The 18,671-nt window shown below is 60.8% G+C and carries 14 protein-coding genes; 4 read left to right on the top strand and 10 right to left on the bottom strand.

Annotated elements, in window-relative coordinates; genetic code table 11:
- Positions 1-38: 38 nt before the first annotated feature.
- From LMG28727_RS11720 to LMG28727_RS11680, 10 genes are all read right to left on the bottom strand, one after another.
- Complete coding sequence (locus LMG28727_RS11720; RefSeq protein WP_201642492.1) at positions 39-1,325, bottom strand: MFS transporter; 1,287 nt, start codon at positions 1,323-1,325, stop codon at positions 39-41.
- Positions 1,326-1,719: 394 nt separating this feature from the next.
- Entirely contained in the window at positions 1,720-2,463 is a 744-nt protein-coding gene (locus LMG28727_RS11715) for a FadR/GntR family transcriptional regulator (RefSeq protein ID WP_201642491.1), read from the bottom strand.
- A 40-nt stretch (positions 2,464-2,503) separates the two neighbouring features.
- Positions 2,504-4,024: an arabinosylfuranosidase ArfA gene (arfA, locus tag LMG28727_RS11710; protein ID WP_201642490.1), complete on the bottom strand. Its 1,521-nt coding sequence runs from the start codon at positions 4,022-4,024 to the stop codon at positions 2,504-2,506.
- A gap of 102 nt (positions 4,025-4,126) precedes the next feature.
- Entirely contained in the window at positions 4,127-5,461 is a 1,335-nt protein-coding gene (locus LMG28727_RS11705; RefSeq protein ID WP_201642489.1) for an extracellular solute-binding protein, read from the bottom strand.
- A 184-nt stretch (positions 5,462-5,645) separates the two neighbouring features.
- On the bottom strand, positions 5,646-6,578 hold the full coding sequence (locus tag LMG28727_RS11700; protein ID WP_236591754.1) for a carbohydrate ABC transporter permease: 933 nt from the start codon (positions 6,576-6,578) through the stop codon (positions 5,646-5,648).
- On the bottom strand, positions 6,575-7,501 hold the full coding sequence (locus tag LMG28727_RS11695) for a carbohydrate ABC transporter permease (RefSeq protein WP_201642488.1): 927 nt from the start codon (positions 7,499-7,501) through the stop codon (positions 6,575-6,577). Before LMG28727_RS11695 ends, LMG28727_RS11700 begins: the two co-directional genes overlap by 4 nt.
- Positions 7,491-8,573 (bottom strand): ABC transporter ATP-binding protein, encoded by a 1,083-nt coding sequence (locus tag LMG28727_RS11690; protein WP_201642487.1) that lies wholly within the window; start codon positions 8,571-8,573, stop codon positions 7,491-7,493. Before LMG28727_RS11690 ends, LMG28727_RS11695 begins: the two co-directional genes overlap by 11 nt.
- Before the next feature lie 572 nt (positions 8,574-9,145).
- Positions 9,146-10,879: an IlvD/Edd family dehydratase gene (locus tag LMG28727_RS11685; RefSeq protein WP_201642486.1), complete on the bottom strand. Its 1,734-nt coding sequence runs from the start codon at positions 10,877-10,879 to the stop codon at positions 9,146-9,148.
- Complete coding sequence (locus LMG28727_RS34765) at positions 10,770-11,003, bottom strand: ubiquinol-cytochrome C chaperone family protein (RefSeq protein WP_407945842.1); 234 nt, start codon at positions 11,001-11,003, stop codon at positions 10,770-10,772. Before LMG28727_RS34765 ends, LMG28727_RS11685 begins: the two co-directional genes overlap by 110 nt.
- 448 nt (positions 11,004-11,451) lie before the next feature.
- A complete protein-coding gene (locus LMG28727_RS11680; protein ID WP_201642485.1) occupies positions 11,452-12,252 on the bottom strand; it encodes an AraC family transcriptional regulator in 801 nt (266 codons plus the stop codon).
- Positions 12,253-12,512: 260 nt separating this feature from the next.
- Here LMG28727_RS11680 and LMG28727_RS11675 point away from each other — a divergent pair, with 260 nt between their 5' ends.
- The 4 genes from LMG28727_RS11675 to fhuB all read left to right on the top strand — a co-directional run bounded on the left by LMG28727_RS11675 (position 12,513) and on the right by fhuB (position 18,639).
- Positions 12,513-14,711 (top strand): TonB-dependent siderophore receptor, encoded by a 2,199-nt coding sequence (locus LMG28727_RS11675; RefSeq protein WP_201642484.1) that lies wholly within the window; start codon positions 12,513-12,515, stop codon positions 14,709-14,711.
- A gap of 27 nt (positions 14,712-14,738) precedes the next feature.
- Positions 14,739-15,602, top strand: coding sequence for an ABC transporter ATP-binding protein (locus LMG28727_RS11670; protein WP_407945841.1), 864 nt, complete (start codon positions 14,739-14,741; stop codon positions 15,600-15,602).
- Between the two features lie 86 nt (positions 15,603-15,688).
- Positions 15,689-16,612 carry an ABC transporter substrate-binding protein gene (locus LMG28727_RS11665; RefSeq protein ID WP_236591752.1) on the top strand — a complete coding sequence of 308 codons (924 nt, stop codon included), beginning with the start codon at positions 15,689-15,691 and terminating at the stop codon, positions 16,610-16,612.
- A complete protein-coding gene (fhuB, locus tag LMG28727_RS11660) occupies positions 16,612-18,639 on the top strand; it encodes a Fe(3+)-hydroxamate ABC transporter permease FhuB (protein ID WP_201642482.1) in 2,028 nt (675 codons plus the stop codon). The genes LMG28727_RS11665 and fhuB overlap by 1 nt, the downstream gene beginning before the upstream one ends.
- The last annotated feature ends 32 nt before the right edge of the window (positions 18,640-18,671 follow it).

Below are 18,671 nucleotides of genomic sequence, written 5' to 3'. Positions count from 1 at the left end.
ATGTCGCGCATAGGCAATGTGCCCCACCTCAGTTGAAATCAAACCGGTGCGCTGCGCAAACGCGCAACGTTGTGCTCACGCACCGAGACCCACAACACGATCAAACCCAACGCCGCGAGTGCGCTGGCAACAACAAATGCAGATGAATAACCCGCGCCGTACTGAATCATGAAGCCGGTAATGCTCGGCGAAAGAATACCCGCAAGATTCGCGAGCAGATGCACAAAGCCACCCGTTGCGCCGATCCGCTCGCGCGGCACGATGTCCTGCAACAGCGACCAGCAGGCTTGCGGCGTCATGAATGCAAACAGACTCGCCACTGCAATCAGCGTAACGGCGGGTACCAGCGAACTCACTCGCGACACGAGCATCACGCAAACTGCCGCGACGCCAAGGCCCATGATAATCACGGTCTTGCGCGCGAACAGAACATTGCCGGTGCGCTTATAGAGTCCGTCCGAAATCATGCCGCCGAACACGAAGCCAAGCGTCGCGCCCAGCCACGGCAGGATACCAACCACACTCATGTGCTTGATATCCAGATGCTGGTAATCGGTGAAATAACTCGGCAGCCACGAAAGGAAAAAGTAGAGCACGTAGTTGAACGCGAAGAACGCCATCGCGACGCCAAGCACGGGCAATGAGAACAGGTAGTGAAAAACGCTGTGTGCGGCCTTTGAAGAGTCGGCATTAGCCGATGCCGTCAAATGGCGGTCGGCCACGATCCATTCGGCCTCTTCCTTCGACACAGCCGGATGCTCATCCGGTTGATCGCGGAAACAGCGCCACCAGAACGCCATCCACACGAAGCCCAGCACCGCGATCACCGCGAACGAAATGCGCCAGCCGAATTGCAGCGCAACCAGTCCGACGATCGGCGCCGCAACCGCCGCACCGAGCGGTTGACCGGCGTTGGTAAGGCCGACCGCGCGACCTGCTTCGCGCCGCGGAAACCAGTTCGAAATGGACTTGTTGGTCGTGGTACCCATCGGCCCTTCGGCAACCCCGAACGCGACACGCGCGATCATCAGCGTGCCGAAGCTCCCGGCGAATGCAGTCGCCCCGCAGAACATGGACCAAAAACCGGCCGCCAGCATGAACACTTTGCGCGGACCGAATTTGTCCGCGGCCCAGCCGCCGACGAAACAGAACACGCAGTAGCCGATAAAGAAGCTGCTGAAGAGCAAACCCATTTGAGCGTCGTTGATATGCAGGTCGGCCTTGATGATCGGCGCAACCACCGACAACGCGGCGCGATCCAGGTAATTCAGCATGCCGGCGAAGAACAGCAGCGCGGCGATTACCCAGCGATATTTCGATTTCACTCTTCTCTCCTCACGTGCCCCGGACAGTGCGTTTCACTTGAGTGCGCGGCTCGATGCAGCGGCGCAACTGAAGAGCACGGCCCGGTTTCGATATTCCGGCGCCGACGGTGAGATTCAGGCTTTTCGCACCCAATCTCATACGTCGTCGTACTTCTATGCCGGAAGTATAAGGATCACCGATGCGATGCGAAAACTAGCATTTACCCGGGTCATCCCTAATATCAGAGGACTTAAAACGTAAGAAGGTCAATAAATAGACGATTATTGATGCATATATTGGGCTGTTAGACGGCTTTCCGACAGTTGCGAAGAACCGCTGGTTTTCATCAACATACGATGACGTACTACTATATTTTCGCTAAAGCCAGCGCATCCGCTCACCGCCGCCAAACCCTCAGCCGCTCCCCTTCGGCGTAATCGTGTACCGCAACATCCTTTCACGCGACGCCTCGAGCAAGCGCGTCATCGCGGCCGACGCCTCCTCCGGCTGTCGCGAAACGATCCGGCTACGCACGTCGTCGTGCAAGGCGATATCTTCGCTGGGCTTCGCCGCCTGCCGGTAAAGCATCTCCGACGACACCCGCAACGCCGCCTTGATCGCGCTGCCGATCGTAATGAACATGCCGTTCTGCGACATGGTGATGATCGCCATATGGAACTCCAGCACGGCCTCGACCGAAGCCCGCACATCCGATTGCGCAGCCGGAGACGCATACGCACTCGCCAGTTCGCGATAACGACGGTCGATCAACTGAAGATCCTCGTCATTGCCATGACGTGCCGCGAGAAAACTCGCGCGCGGCTCGAAACAGATGCGCATTTCAAAGATGTCTTCGACGATCTTCGAATCGAACTGCGCATTGAGCCGCCAAGCGAGCACATCGCGGTCGAGCAGGTTCCAGTCGGAGAACGGCAACACACGGGTGCCGATCTTGGGTGACACGTCAATCAGGCGCTTGCCGGTGAGCTGCTTGATCGCCTCACGAACCGTCGTGCGGCTCACCCGGTACTCGCTGCACAACTCGCTTTCCACCGGAAGCAGGTCGCCCGGGCCAAACTCGCCCGAGACGATCCTCATTCCGACAATCCGCGCAACCTGCGCAGTCATGGTGCCAACGACCGGCTCACGCTCAAACATCACCCCTCCTTCGTCGACATCCGTGCGACACGTCAAACGTCTAGCCGCGCTTGGCCGCCGTCGTGACGATCATGTTCCACGAACCCGGCTTGAGGCGCGCGGTGATCTTCTCGCCATCCACGATGACCTGCGAGTTAGTGGCGGGAGCAACTGTCATCGGCGCGTCGCTGGTGTTCACCGCCTTCAGATTCGCGTGATGCAGTTCGAGCGCGTGATCGAGCGTGCGATCCGTGCCAAGTCCGCGCAACTCGATGTTGAGTTCCATCTCGTCGGTCAGATGGCGGTTCAACGCGAAGATCGTGGTGGTGCCGGTTGCGCGATCGTCGACAACGGACGCGCACAGGTACGGAATTTCGGGGAAGGTCTCGGCTTCATAGGTCGGCGAGTCGATCACCGGCTTCAGCACCCGGCCATGACCAAACTTCGACGCCTGCGAGAACGGATAGAAAATCGTCTGCCGCCACGCGGCCCCGCCCGGCTCGGTCATGATCGGGCCGATCACGTTGACGAGTTGTGCGAGACACGCGGTTTTCACCCGGTCGGCGTTGTTCATCATCGTGATCAGCGCACCGCCTACCACCAGCGCATCTTCCGCGTTGTAGACCTCTTCGATCAGACGCGGTGCGCTCGGCCAACCCGGTTTGCGCAGATCGTTAATCGAGCGTGCCTTGTACCAGACGTTCCACTCGTCGAACGACAGCATGATGCGCTTGGTCGAATGCTTGCGCGCCGCGACGCTGTCCGCAACCGCGACAATCTCCTTGATGAACAGGTCCATCACGTCGATGTTGCCGAAGAATTCTGCCGTCGAATCGTGACGATTTTCGAAGTACGTATGCAGCGAAATGAAATCGACCTGATCGAAGCAGTGTTCGAGCACGCGGTCTTCCCACATGCCGTACGTTGCCATTTCATGCGTTGACGAACCACATGCCGCGAGTTGAATCGTGGGGTCGACCGCCCGCATCAGCTTGGCCGTTTCGAGTGCAGTGCGACCGTATTCGTCGGCGGTCTTGCGGCCGATTTGCCACGGACCGTCCATCTCATTGCCAAGACACCAGAACTTGATGTCATGCGGCTTTTCATAGCCATGCTCGTGACGCAAGTCCGATAACGCAGTGCCGCCCGGATGATTGCAGTACTCGACAAAATGGCGCGCTTCGTCCGGGCCGCGGGTGCCGAGATTGACACCGTACATCGGCTCGATATCGAGTTCACGGCACCAGTCGATGAATTCGTTGGTACCGAACTGATTGCTCTCCACGGAATACCACGCGAGGTCCAGACGCTTCGGCCGCTTTTCCTTCGGACCGACCCCGTCTTCCCAGTTGTACCCGGACAGAAAATTGCCGCCCGGATAGCGAACGATCGTCGGACCGAGTTCTTTGGTGAGTTCCATCACATCCTTGCGAAAGCCGCGTTCGTCGGCATTCGGATGATCCGGCTCGTAAATACCGGTATAAACGCAGCGGCCCATATGTTCGACAAAGGTACCGAAGACGCGCCGGTCAAGGTCCGCGACAACAAAATCCCGGTCGACGACAAGGCGTGAATTAATCATCGTGATATGTCCTGTTGTGAGATCCGCCCACGCGTGCTGCCCGTTGCGGCACGCGTGGAATATCGAGTTCGAGAAAGGGTCCTGGCTGAAGCGACTGCCTGATTACCTGGACAGCAATTTGTTCACGCGGTCTTCAGCCTGTTGCTGGACATCCGTAACCGATTTACCGGACGTGAGCATATTGCTGACCTCATCGCCGACGATTTCCTGAATCGCAAACTGACGCGGCACCGTGTTCGGCAATGCATAACCTGTCGATGAGATTTCCTTGATCGACGACCGATGCGGCAACGCGTTGAACGCCGGGCTATCGATCACCGACTGCCGCGCCGGCAAATGACCCGTGCGGGCCCAGTCAGCGTCGTGGTCATAAAGGAACTTGAGGAACACGAACGCGGCGTGACGGGTCTTATCGTCTTTCGCGCCGCCCTTGAGCATCACCCAGGAATGGCCGTCGGCCCACACTGCTTTCTTCTGGAACAGATTCGGGAACGGCACGACTTCGTAACCATTATTGGCAAGCGTCGAGCCGGGCTTGTTCGACAGATTGGTCAGATCCTCGATCATCCAGGTGCCGCAAATCAGCACACCGGCCTTGCCATTCATAAACGCCTGATTGGACGCGCCGTAGTCGAGATTGGGCGTAATGTCACCCGCCTTCATCAGGCTGTCCAGCAATTGCAGCGCGTTCGTCACCGGCTTGTTATGCAGGTCGATCTTCGTCGGACCAGTCGGGAACAGATTGCCGTTCTGCTGATACACCATCGTGTAAAGCGAACGCGTTTGCGCCGCGCTCTCGTTCGCGATCGGCATCGTGATATACGGCAGACCGGTCTTGTCCTTGAACTGCTTCGCCTGTTTCAGCAGTTCGTCCGGCGTGGTCGGCAGAATCGGCTTGCCGTTCGCGTCGACGAGGCCTGCCTTCTTGAACAGATTGATGTTGATGTGCCAGAGCCACGAATGCGTGTCGAACGGCAGCGCGTAGCTCTTGTCGCCGAACGTTACGCCCCGATGTGCATTACCGGTAAAGTCTTTCGTATCGACGCCGACCGATTTGAAGCCGTCGTCCAGTGGTTCGACAAGCTTGCGCTTCACGTAATCGCCCAGCACCGCCTCGTGCATCACCGAAACAGTCGGTACGTCATGGCTCAAAATGCGCGCGTCGATCTGCGTATAGTACGGGCTCCATTCGATGATCTGCGGTTTGACGACAATGTCTTCCTTGTTCGTCGCATTGAACTGGTTGACCAGCGTCGTGATGATCCCGCATTCGCCCGCCGCTTTGCTGACGTCGTTCACATTGCCGTATTCAGCGTCACAGGCGCCAAAAAAACGCGACAGCGTAATCTCGGTTTTGGCCTGGGCCGGAGCGGCAAGGCCGCCCGCCAGCCCCAGCAGGGCGAGCGAAAGCGCACCGCGCACGAGCGATTTCTTCATGGGTTGTCTCCTATGTCGATCGGAGTTCGCGTTTTAACCACGCCTGATCCGATCCCATTGATGATGGTTACCAGGTGAGCCGCGTGCTTTTCATGGGTATCGCGCGGCTACGGCTTGGTCAACGGCGTGACCAGTTCTTTTTATCGACGCTTAAAGCGAACGGGAACATCGGCAGAACGACAGCTCAGCGCACTGTAGTGCCAGCCACGGCGGCCACAATGTATTTCTGGAAAAACAGATACAGCACGAAAATCGGCAGCCCGGCGAACACGGCTTGTGCCATCAGATAACCAATGCCCTCTGACTGCGCGAAATTGCCCTGCGTAGAAGCGAGACCAATGGTCAACGTGTACATCTCCGGCTTCGACGCCGACACGAGCGGCCACAGATAATCGTTCCATGCACTGAGGAAAGTGAAGATCGCGAGCGTGGCTTGTGCGGGAATCGACAGCGGCAGCACGATGCGCCAGAACACCTTGAAACGCGACGCATTGTCGAGCAATGCGGCTTCTTCGATATCGACGGGTACGGCCTTGAAGTACTGCGTCATCAGATACACGCCGAACGGTGAGGCGAGACGCGGCATGATCAGCGCGCCATACGTGTTGTGCCAGTCGAGTGAAGCGAAGATGCTGTGCAGCGGAATCACGAGTGCCTGCTCGGGAACCGCGAGCCCGGCCAGACAGATCACATAGAGCACATTCTTGCCGGGAAACGACGTCCGCGCAAAACCATATCCCGCCAGCGACGCGATCACGAGTGTGAGGAACGTCTGCCCTAACGCGACGATCATGCTGTTGATCAACCAGCCGCCCACCGCCGAGGTCCCGATGATGCTGGTGTAATTCTGCAGCGTAAATGGCGGCGAAAACAGCACATCCGTATGTTGTTGCAGAAACGCATTCGGCTTGAACGACAGCGCGAACACCCACACGAGCGGCGCAATCCAGACCAGCGCAAGCAGCACGACGGCGCCCAGCATCAAGCGTTCGCCAAAGCGGCCTGCCAGCGAGCCACGCGTGCCTTCCTGGCGCGAAGGACCGGGTCGCGAACGACCGGGTCGCGGACGACCGGGTCGCGAACGACGCGGTGCGGATTTGAGAGCAGCAGTACTCATACGGAATCCTTCCTGCGTACGATCCAGGCCTGCACGGCAATGCCGATCAGCATCAGCAGAAACAGCACCTGAGCGGCGGCTGCCGAGTAGCCAAACAACCATTGGCGGAAGCCAGATTCATAGATGAACTGGACAAGCGGTCGTGATGCGTTGTTCGGTCCGCCATCGGTCAGCAACTGTGCCTGGCCAAACAACTGGAACTGGAACACCGCTTCGATCACCGCCACGAGCGCGAGCGTGCGGCGAATCGACGGCAACGTGATCGACGCGAAAGTGCGCCAGCGCGACGCGTTATCGAGCGCGGCGGCCTCGTAGAGTTCTTGCGGGATTTGCTGAAGTGCGGCGAGGAACAGCATCATCGGCAGACCGACGATCCACCAAACGGTGACGATGGCGATCATTGGCAATGCAGTAGCCTCGTGAACCAGCGGCACGTATTCGGGAATACGCAGCGCGTGACTGACGTCGGCCAGCAGACCGTGGCCCGGCATCAATACGAGTTTCCACACTAGCGTGACGATCGTCACCGACAACACCGACGAGCCGAAGAAAATCGCCCGTAGCGCGGCGCTAAAACGGCCCGGCCGATTCAGCACCAGTGCGAGTGCGAGCCCCAGCGCAACGAACATCGGCACGGTCATGAACACGAAGTAGAACGTGTTGCGTACGGCGCCGCGAAAGATCGGATCGAACGCGAGATCGACGTAGTTCTTGATGCCGATAAACTCGGTCGTGCCGCCGAGCAGATCGACGTTCTGCAAGCTCAGCCACCAGCCGTACACGAGCGGCACGACCAGCAGCAACACATAGACGATCACGAACGGCAGAACAAACAGCCCGTTCGACCACGACGCAAGGGGATAGTTGAAACGGCGTTGCCGCGCCTTCGGCAATCCGGCCGCCAACGAGCGGTCAGCCGCCATGATGCGCGATCCCGCTTGCGTCGAAGATGTGCAGATGCGCCGCGTCGATATTCAGGCGGATCGGGTCGCCCGCCTGTAATTCGTAATCGCGCGGAATCTCGACGACGATCAGCGGACAGCCGGGCACGCTCACATGGGCAAGCGAACGGTCGCCGAGACGCTCGACAAATTCAGCGCGGCCTGCGAGCGGACCCTGGTTGTCGATTACTACGTGTTCGGCCCGAACACCGAGTGTGAGTTGGCCGGACGGCAGGCTGCCTGTGGCGACGGTCGTGGGAATGACGATGTTCTCGACAGGCAGACGCACCAGCAGACGGCCACCGTTCTCACCAGCAGGTTCGACGTCGATAAAATTCATTGCCGGCGCACCGATAAAGCCCGCGACAAAGCGCGTGGCTGGGCGCCGGTAAATATCGAGCGGCGCACCAATCTGTTCGATGCGGCCACGATTCATCACGACGATTCGCGTGGCAAGCGTCATCGCTTCGATCTGGTCGTGCGTGACGAACACCATCGTCGAATTCAGGCGGCGGTGAATACGCGCAAGTTCGACCCGAGTGCGGGTTCGCAACGACGCGTCGAGATTCGAAAGAGGTTCGTCGAACAGGAATGCTTCGGGTTCCTTGACAACCGCGCGGCCGATCGCGACGCGCTGCCGCTGACCACCAGAGAGTTGCGCAGGTCGGCGCTTGAGTAACGCGTCGAGTTCGAGCATGCGCGCAGCTTCAGTAATGCGGCGTTCGATCTCGCTTGCGTCGACACCCGAATTGCGCAGGCCGAACGCCATGTTGTCGTACACCGTCATGTGCGGATAAAGCGCGTAGTGCTGGAACACCATCGCGACATCTCGGCCGCCTGGCGGCAGATGGGTGACCTCACGGCCACCGATGCTGATCTGGCCTTCGCTGACGCCCTCAAGGCCCGCGATCATCCGCAGCAACGTGGACTTGCCACAACCTGATGGGCCTAAAAAGACGAGGAATTCGCCTTCGTGGATATTCAGGTCGAGACCCGTAATGACTTCCGTCTCGCCATATCGCTTTGTCACGCCGTTGAGCTGAATGCCCGTCACCGTGCCTCCTGGAATTATGTCTCGGAACTACCGTTATTCGCTGCTTTGATATTATGAAAATATAATAATGTCGGTTAGCGGCCGCCGTCCAATCCCTGTTTCGGTATCGAGGTATTCGAATTTGGGTATGGTTAGGGTTAATACGATGAAACCTAATACGGCATTGAGTTAGGCGTGGCGCCAATAGACAGGGCAAACGGTTTTTATCACTATTCAATGCAAACGGCATCGCATTAGCGATGCCGTTTGTCGTTTAATCATTCAGGCAATTGGTAAAATCCATTAAGGATTTTCGATAAGCCGGTTTGATTTACTGATTCATAGAATGCGGATTTTTATTTGTCGGCGTCGAATCAGGCGCCATTGCGCGCTCACCGCAATTCCCCGGCGAAGTGGAGAATAAAGATGAGGTGCTGATGGGTAAGTGCGACGATCAGATCGTGTCGTGAGTTCGGCACACGCAGCGCCGAACCCACCACAGACGTGATCACAACCATGCAACCGCGCAACCGTGCATAACAACGTTGCGACGCGGAAATACAAACCAGCGAGACCGCCGGTCGCCTCCCTGATCAGTGCGAATGCCGCGGCACTGCTGCGCCACGACAACCTACAAGGAAGTCGAGGTCGCAGCCCTCATCCGCCTGCAGCACGTGATCGACGTATAGCCGCTGATAACCGCCGCCCTCAGGCGCTTGCGGCGGCACATGATTTGCCATCCGGCGTTCGAGCTCGGCATCGCTGATATCCAGATGCAGCGTGCCTGCGTCGCTATCGAGTTCGATCCAGTCGCCGTCCTGCACCGCTGCAAGCGGGCCGCCCGCGGCAGCTTCCGGCGTCACGTGAAGTACCACCGTGCCGTACGCGGTACCGCTCATACGTGCGTCGGAAATGCGCACCATGTCCTTCACGCCTTCACGCAGCAGCTTCGGCGGCAGGCCCATGTTGCCGACCTCTGCCATCCCCGGATAACCTTTCGGGCCGCAGTTCTTCATGACGAGGACAGAGTTTGCATCGACGTCGAGTTCTTCATCGACGATACGTGCCTTGTAGTGTTCGAGGTTCTCGAACACTACCGCGCGTCCGCGATGCTTCAGCAATTCAGGCGTGGCCGCCGACGGCTTGAGCACGGCCCCACGCGGCGCGAGATTGCCGCGCAGCACGCGGATGCCACCATCGGCGACGAGCGGATTGTCGAGTTGCCGGATCACTTCGTCATTCGTGTTCGGCGCTTCCCTGACGTTGTCCCACAGCGACTTGCCGTTGACGGTCAATGCGTCGGGGAACGGCAACAGGTCTGCTTCACCGAGACGGCGCAGCACCGCAGGCAAGCCGCCTGCGTAATAGAACTCTTCCATCAGGAAGCGGCCCGACGGCATCAGGTCGACGATGGTCGGCGTATCGCGCCCGATGCGTACCCAGTCTTCCAGTTCGAGATCGACGCCAATACGCCCGGCGATCGCCTTCAGATGGATCACCGCATTGGTCGAGCCGCCAATCGCGGCATTCGTGCGGATCGCGTTCATGAACGCTTCGCGCGTGAGGATCTTCGACAGCGTGAGCCCTTCGTGCGCCATCTCGACAATGCGGATGCCCGACATATGCGCGAGCACGTAACGGCGCGAATCGACGGCAGGAATCGCGGCGTTATGCGGCAGCGACGTGCCGAGTGCTTCGGCCATGCACGCCATCGTCGACGCCGTGCCCATCGTGTTGCAGGTGCCCGCCGAGCGCGACATGCCCGCTTCCGCCGACAGGAACTGATGCAGATTGATCTCGCCCGCCTTCAGCGACTCATGCAGTTGCCACACCGCTGTACCGGAGCCGATGTTCTTGCCATCGAGCTTGCCGTTCAGCATCGGGCCGCCGGTGACGACGATCGCGGGCACGTCGCAACTCGCCGCGCCCATCAGCAGCGCGGGGGTGGTCTTGTCGCAACCGGTCAGCAGCACGACCGCATCGATCGGGTTGCCGCGAATCGCTTCTTCTACGTCCATCGCCGCGAGATTGCGCGTGAGCATCGCCGTGGGACGCAGATTCGATTCGCCGTTGGAAAACACGGGAAACTCGACCGGGAATCCGCCCGCTTCATAAACGCCGCGTTTCACGTGCTCGGCGAGCTTGCGAAAGTGCGCATTACATGGCGTGAGTTCCGACCAGGTATTGCAGATCCCGATAACCGGGCGCCCGTCGAATTCATGATCGGGGATGCCCTGATTTTTCATCCAGCTTCGATACATGAAGCCGTTCTTGTCGGCGGTACCGAACCATTCCGTCGACCGCAATTTCCGCTTTTTTTCCGACATGCCTATTTCCTTGATACACGTGCCGGGTTAAAGCACCGGCCAGTTTGACCGAACCGGCGCGGCGCGACCGGCGGTACGACGAGTAAGCGGCGAGGGGCAGCGCGTTCCGTGCGGCGGCAGGCATCACAGGACTCTGAAACGCGGATCACGGGGCTGTCTCTCATTTTTCTGGGAATGCTGAAGTGTACGGAGCGGGTTGATATCTTTCCAATCAGATTTTTGGCGATATCGATACCAATTTTGGTATTTAGCTCCGCTTCAGGCTGGGCGGGGCTCGGACGGCGTCTGTCCCATGCTGGCGAGGTGGCAAGACTCATTCACGGCTCGCTGCGGGGCATACGAGCATCATGCATCAACCAGCGCTGCTCGACAGCATGCGCGGATTGTTTCAACGAAGGGGATTTCGCTGCGGGCTTACTGTATGTATGGCATGGCTTGCTTCGTAGACAGATGAACGCTGATGCCGCCACGACGGCGGCGAACGCTTCGACGCACCTATTGTTGAAGGGTCGAGTATTGAAGCGTGCTTGCAGCCATGCGCCCGCACACACTTCAAACCCGCATAAACCGCTTCAACCCGCAGCCGGCTCGCGAAACTGCTGCCGGAACTGCTGAGGCGTACTGCCGAACGCGCGCCGGAACATCACCGTGAAGGTGCGCACATCGGCATAACCCAGGTCTTGCGCGACGTCGCTCGCCGCATGCCCGGTCGACAGTTTGGACATCGCCTCCGCAAGCCGCAGTTGCTCACGCCACTGCCCGAAGCTCATGCCGGTCTCCTGGCGAAACAGCCGCGCAACCGTGCGCGAACTGGCGCCGACCCGCTCGGCCCACAACTCCAGTGTGTCGTTGCTGGCCGGCTGGGCGATCAGGCTTTCGCAGATATTGCGCAGCCGCGTGTTGGCAGGCAGCGGCAGCCGCGATACCAGAGCGCCGTCTTCGGCGTCCTGCAGCAGACGCAGCACCAGCGGGACGATCAGCGCGGTCCGGCTCTCGCCGGCTTCATCGGAACCCGCATCGAACAAGCCGAGGATGGTCGCGCGCAGCAAGTCGGCCACCGCGATCACCCGGCACTCGTGCTTCTGAGGGGCGAGCGAATCCGGCTCGATGTACAGCGTGCGCATCGAAACCTGGCCGATCATATGTAACTCATGCTCAATCTGCGATCCAATCAGCAACGCATTGCCGGGCGTGAGCATCCACAGCCCCAGCGGCGTGACCGCACGCACAATGCCGCTCGTTGCGTAGACCAACTGCGCACGATGATGAACGTGCGAGATCTCATGCGTTCCGTCCGCGTAATCGATAGCCTGCGCGATGATGGGCCGCGCGGCAAAACGGTCGCCGAAAGTTTGTAGTTTGGGTTGGGTCATGGCTGAATCAGATCCATTCAACCCATTTCGATACATTGAACCGGCCAATTTTGTCCATTTTCATCATAATCTTGTCCTGACTAACGACAGGCTATCAGATTATAGTGGCGCATGGCCGCACCTGCTGGTCATCTCATCTGGCGTACCCCACCCGGTTTTCCAAGTAGTCACATAGCCATCAAGAGCTAGCCAAAGCAGCAGTTTATAGTTTATTGCGAATCATTATCACTCTCATTAACAGTCTTTTTTGGGAAGTCAACATGAGTACCGGGGTGCGCGGATCGACCGCGCTTAGCTTGCTGTTCTGTCTGCTGAGCGGAAGCTCGGCGGTGTATGCACAAACATCGTCGGACGCACCGGCTAGCGGGACGAACGATTCGTCCAGCCTGCCGACCGTCAAGGTGACAGGTGCGCGCGACAATCCGCGGGTCGGTTCCGCCGACGGCATCGTGCCGGTCAGCGCCGCCACGGCGACCAAAACGGATACGCCGCTGATCGAAACGCCGCAGTCGGTTTCGGTGGTGACGCGCGACCAGATGACGATGCAAGGCGCGAACACCGTCGCCGAAGCGCTGCGCTACACCGCTGGCGTGGTCTCCGAACAGCTAGGCGGCTCGACGGCCGCCGCCCCCTATCTCTACAGCCGCGGCTTCATCCTCGAGCAGTATCTGGACGGCTCGCGCATGCCAAGCAGCGCGGCCTTCGGCTACGGCGTGCCCAACTTCGACACGTACGGGCTCGAACGCGTCGACGTGATGAAGGGACCGTCGTCGGTGTTGTATGGTCAGGCGAACCCCGGCGGTATCGCAAACCTGGTCAGCAAGCGTCCGACCGCCGATCCGCTTCATGAAATCTACGTGACGACCGGCAGCCATAACCATGCCGAATTCGGCTTCGATATGGGCGGTGCGCTGACCTCGGACGGCAAGCTGACGTACCGCCTGACCGGCCTCGCGTCCGACGCCAGAACCCAGGTGAACGGCGTCAAGGAGTCGAGCCTTTACATCGCGCCGGCCATCACGTGGAAACCGGACGAAAACACCACGCTGACCGTGCTGGCGAAATATCAGCGCGACCCGAACGTCGGCTACTTCAACTACGTGCCCGCGAGCGGCAGCGCGCTGTTCAATCCGAACGGGCAGATTTCGAGCCACACGAACGTCGGCGATCCGGATTTCGATCACCACTCGCGCACGCAATATTCGGTCGGCTACGAATTCGAGCATCACTTCGATCCGACCTGGACGGTCCGCCAGAACCTGCGTTATACGGTGGTCAGCGACGACCTCGCGAACGTGTTCCCGTACCCGAACGGCTTTATTGCAGGCTCGACGACCACGGTCAACCGTTACTCGTTCACGAACGAGGAAACCGCCAAGTTCTTCACCGTCGACAACCAGGCGCAAGCGAAATTCTCGACCGGTCCGCTGTCGCATACGGTGCTGTTCGGCTTCGACTTCCAGCGCGTGCTGTACAACGAAACGGTCGGTACGAATTTCGTCCAGCCGAGCCTGAATCTGTTTGCGCCGGTTTATCTGCCGATCTCCGGCACGACGGTCACATCGGACGATATGGACCGGATGTCGCAGTTCGGCGCTTACGCACAGGACCAGATCGCCTACGGCAAATGGCGCTTCCTGGTCGGTATGCGTGAGGACTGGGCGCGCTCCGAAGACAACAATCCGATCGGCGGTTACGACATCAACCAGTCGGATCGCGCGTTCACGTGGCGGGCAGGTCTTGTGTATCTGTTCGACAACGGCATCGCGCCCTATGCGAGCTACTCGAAGTCGTTCACGCCGCAGATCGGCGCAACTGTCAGCGGCTCGCCGCTGCGTCCGACCACCGCGGATCAATACGAAATCGGCGTGAAGTATCAGCCGCCGGGCTTCAATAGCTTTGTCACGGCAGCCTTGTTCGACCTGAGAGAACGCAACGTGTCCAGTTCGGACCCGAATAACTTCGGCTATTACGTGCAGATCGGCCAGGTGCGCGCACGCGGTGTCGAACTCGAAGGCCATGCGGAACTGACCGACAACCTCTCGCTGATCGCGTCGTACACGTATCTGAGCAGCGTCTCGACGGCAACTAACCTGACCGGCACCACCATCGACGGCTCGACGGTATCGCTGCAAGGCCTGCAAACGTGGGGGATTCCGCGCAACGTCGCGTCAGCGTGGCTCGACTACGCGCTGCATGCGGGCATCTTGCGCGGCCTGAGCTTCGGCGCCGGCGTGCGTTACGTTGGTGCGAGCTACGATCAGACGAACACGATCCACGTCGGCTCGCGCACGCTGCTCGATGCGGCCGTGCGCTACGACACCGGCAAGCACTGGCTGTTCTCGGTGAACGGTACGAACCTGTTCAATCGCACCTACACGGCGTCCTGTCAGACCTATGGCAACTGTCACTTTGGCGACGGTGTCGAGGTCCTGGCCACGGCCCGCTATCGCTGGTAAGACTGGCAGAGTGGTAAGCAAGAAAGGATGAGCGCGTTGATCGACATGACCCAGCAGCAAGTAGAGCAGGCATCGGTGAAGCGGGATTTTCACGACGAGTCCGGGCACAAGATGCCCGCCCCGTTGTACCAACTCGACGGTGCGTCGTTCGAGGCCAACGGCCGGGTTCTGTTGCAACCGCTCACCCTTACGTTGCACGCGAGCCGGATGATCGCGCTGATCGGCCACAACGGTTCGGGCAAGAGCACCTTGCTCAAGCTGATCGCGAATCAGCAGAAGCCATCGCACGGCACGATCCGCCTGAACGGCAACGATCTCGCCGACTGGCCGGCTCGCGACTTTGCACGGCAGGTGGCTTACCTGCCGCAGAATCCGCCGACCGGCACCGGTATGACCGTACGCGAACTGGTCGCGCTGGGCCGCTATCCGTGGCACGGCGCGCTCGGCCGTTTGCGCGCGGCGGATCACGCGAAAATCGACGCAGCGCTGCAACTCACCGACACCGCGCGCTTCGAAACGCAACTGGTCGATCATCTGTCGGGCGGCGAACGCCAACGGGTGTGGCTCGCAATGCTGGTCGCGCAAGGCGCGTCGTGCCTGCTGCTCGACGAGCCGACTTCCGCGCTCGATATCGCGCATCAGATCGACGTGCTGCGACTGCTGCGTCAACTCACCGACAGTCACGCGCTGACCGTCGTGATCGTGTTGCACGACATCAATCTCGCCACGCGTTTCTGCGACGAACTGATTGCATTACACACTGGCCGTCTGCTGACGCGCGGCACGCCCGCCGACGTCATGCAAAGCGACGTGCTCGAATCGATTTACGGCATTCCGATGGACATCGTCATGCATCCGCATAGCGGCAGCCGGCTCGGCGTGGCGCGTTGATCATGCGTCGCCGCGAATTTCTCCGTTCCGCTGCGTTGGCGCCGCTGGCTGCGCCATTACTTGGTGCGCCACTATTCGGCGCGCCCTTGATAAACGCACGCGCCGCCGTCGCCGTCGCAGCGAACCCGGCTGCGTCTTCCGCTAAGGCTTCGCCGGGTGCCGCGCCGCGTCTCGCCGTGCTCGACTGGGGCCTCGTCGAAACCCTGCTGGCGATCGGCGTCACGCCGGTCGGTGTCAGCGAGATCGACGCGTATAACGAAAGTGTGGTGAGCCCGCTGGTTCCCGCTCACGTTGCCGATGTCGGGCTGCGTCTCGCGCCCAGCCTCGAACTTTTGCAGCAACTCGCGCCCGATCTGATCCTGATCAATTCGAGCCAGGAATCGCAGCGCGACATGCTCGAACGCATCGCGCCAGTGCGCGCGTTCGCCGTGTATACCGATGCAGGCGCGCCGTTGCGTCACGCCCAGGAAGTCACGCTGCAACTGGCTGACCTGTGCGGCCGACCCGCGGCCGGTCACGCGCTGATCGACGCGACCGGCCGCGCGCTTGCGGCAAGCCGCGCACATATCGCCGCCCATCGTGCGCGCCGGCAACCGCCTGTTGTGGCGCGCCCGCTCTACCTGTTCCGCTTTTTCGATGGCCGCCATATCGGCGTGTACGGCGCGCGCAGTCTGTTCCAGGATGTGATGGATGCGCTCGACGTGACCAACGCGTGGCACGGTCCGACCGATTACTGGGGCATCGGTGTCGCCGGGCTCGAAAAGCTCGCCGCTTCACCCAATGCCGACCTGTTCTATTTTGACCCGTTGCCCACCGGCGTAGCGCGCACGCTGACCTCGAATCGCCTGTGGCATGCATTGCCCGCAGTTGCCGAAGGACGCGTCGCCACGCTGCCGCCATTCTGGGGTTTCGGCATGCTGCCCTCGGCCGTGCGCTTCGCCTATGCGCTGAGCGCCACGCTGACGCAGGACACCGGCTTGAACGCCCTGGCGCAAACGCAGAGCCGTTGATGAATCTCTCCCGCCCCATCCGTCCCGCTACCCAGCCCCTCACGATACGCGCGTGGCTGCCCGCAGCGATCACCCTGCTCGCGCTCGGCGCGGCGCTCGCGCTGAGCTTCGACAGTCTGTCGGCGATCCTGCCGCCGTCGCTATGGTGGCATGCGCTGTGGTCGCCGGATACGAACGACATCCAGCAGATCATCGCTCACGATAGCTGGTTGCCGCGCGTCGTCGTCAGCGGGTTGTGCGGTGCAATTCTCGGGCTCGCCGGCACGATCTTCCAGCAGGTGTTGCGCAATCCGCTCGCCGAACCGATGACGCTCGGTGTGTCGGCGGGAGCGCAACTCGCGTTGACCGTCGCGACATTGTGGGCGCCCGCGCTGCTCGGCGCCGGTCAATGGATCGCGCTTGGCGGTGCGCTGATCACGGCGGTCATCGTATTCGGCCTGTCGTGGCGCAGCGGACTCGCGCCAGTCACGGTCGCGGTCGCGGGACTGGTCGTCACGCTGTATTGCGGATCGATCGGCGTTGCGTTGCAACTGTTCTACGCGCCGTATTTGCGCGGCCTGTTCATCTGGGGCGGCGGCTCGCTGGTCCAGCAGGACTGGAGCAATGTGACGACGCTCGCGTCGCGCCTCGTGATCGGCGGCGTATTGACTTTCGTGCTGCTACGTCCGATGACGCTGTTCGGTCTCGACGACGTCAACGCGCGCAGCCTCGGCATGTCGCTGCGTCGCATGCGGCTGGCGGCGCTTGCGCTCGCGGTCGGGTTGAGCGCGGCGGTGGTCAGCGCGGTCGGCGTAATCGGCTTTGTCGGACTGGCAGCGCCCGCGCTCGCGCAGATGGCGGGCGCGCGCCGCCTGTCGCAGCGTCTGGTGATCGCACCGCTGTTCGGCGCGCTGATTCTGTGGCTTACCGACCAGACCGTGCAGCAGTTGTCCGGCGTGATGGGCGATCTGATTCCAACCGGCGCAGCGACCGCGCTGTTTGGTGCTCCGTTGATGCTGATGCTGCTGGCCCGCATGCATCGCGCCACGCGTTTGCCTGGCGGTAACGATAGCGTGGCGCGTCGACATCCGGTGACGGCGGCTTCGTTGCAACGGCGCCTGATCGGTATCGTGATCGTCACATTCGCCGCCATCGTGCTCGCATTGGACTTCGGTCACGGCCCGTATGGCTGGCATTTCAGCAGTCTCGACGAGTTCTCGCGCGTGGCGATCTGGCGAGCCCCGCGGACACTCGCCGCGCTCGCCGCAGGCGCGATGCTCGCGGTGGCCGGCACGCTGATGCAGCGTGTCACCGGCAATCCTCTCGCGAGTCCCGAGGTATTGGGCGTGAGTGCCGGCGCGGCGCTCGGTCTGATCGCCGTGGTCGTCGGTTTCGGCGATGCAGGACATACGGCGCGCATCGCGGCGAGCGCAGCGGGCGCGCTGGCTGCGTTGCTCGCGATCCTCTGGTTCTCGCAACGCTCGCGCTTCGCCCCTGATCGCGTGCTGCTCGCGGGTGTCGCAATTGGCGCGCTGTTTCAGGCGGTGGTCGCAGTCGCCATCGCGAGCGGTGGCGAACGCGCGACCACGCTGCTGCAATGGCTCGCCGGTTCGACTTACACGATTACGCCAACCGACGCCGCGTTCGCGCTCGTGCTGTGCGTCGTGTTGGGTGCATTGACGCCGCTATGCAATCGCTGGCTGCACATTCTGCCGCTCGGCGAAGCGTCGGCGCGCGCACTCGGTGTATCGACGCGTGGCGCGCGTTTCGTGCTGCTTCTGCTGATCGCGATGCTGACCGCTGCGGCCACGCTGGTCGTCGGTCCACTGTCTTTTGTCGGCCTGACCGCGCCGCATTTTGCGCGGCTTCTCGGCGCGCGCCGGCCGTTGCAACAAGTGCTGCTGGCCGCGCCGATCGGCGCGTTGACGATCGTCATCGCCGACTGGCTCGGCCGTGCTCTGCTGATGCCGCGCGAGTTGCCCGCCGGCCTCGTCGCGACGTTGATCGGCGCGCCTTATCTGATGTGGCTGCTCGGCCGACGACGCTAGGTCGCATTACTCATCTGATTAGCTTTTTAGAA

Origin of the sequence: Paraburkholderia metrosideri, assembly GCF_904848625.1 — a bacterium.
GTDB classification, from domain to species: Bacteria; Pseudomonadota; Gammaproteobacteria; order Burkholderiales; family Burkholderiaceae; genus Paraburkholderia; species Paraburkholderia metrosideri.
This window is presented reverse-complemented; position numbering and strand designations above follow the sequence as displayed.